Raw genomic sequence first — 377 nt, forward strand, 5'->3', positions numbered from 1 at the left:
CATGCTGGGCAAGGCCTTCAAGCGCCTGGGAAACAAGCCGAAACTGGTACTCCACTCGGATCAAGGCTGGCACTACCAACACTCGCAGTACCGCCACAAGCTGGCCGAGCAAGGGGTGAAGCAGAGCATGTCACGTAAAGGAAACTGCTTGGATAATGCGGCTATGGAGAGCTTTTTTGGTACGCTTAAGTCCGAATTTTTCTACCCGCAGCGCTTCAAGAGCGTTGAAGAACTGAAAGCCGGTCTGGATGAGTACATCCACTACTACAACCATGACCGCATCAAGCTAAAGCTCAATGGCATGAGCCCTGTGAAATACAGGGCTCATGCTGCAGGGGCTGCTAGCTGAAACTGTCCAACTTATTGGGGGCAGTCCA

At 52.5% G+C, this 377-nt stretch carries 1 protein-coding gene; it reads left to right on the forward strand.

What is annotated here, in order from left to right; translation table 11 throughout:
• Positions 1-349: IS3 family transposase (locus tag QWI17_RS09020; RefSeq protein ID WP_302722182.1), on the forward strand; the 349-nt coding region annotated here is incomplete at its 5' end.
• Between the last annotated feature and the right edge of the window lie 28 nt (positions 350-377).

Origin of the sequence: Gilvimarinus gilvus, assembly GCF_030518155.1 — a bacterium.
Lineage (GTDB): Bacteria > Pseudomonadota > Gammaproteobacteria > Pseudomonadales > Cellvibrionaceae > Gilvimarinus > Gilvimarinus gilvus.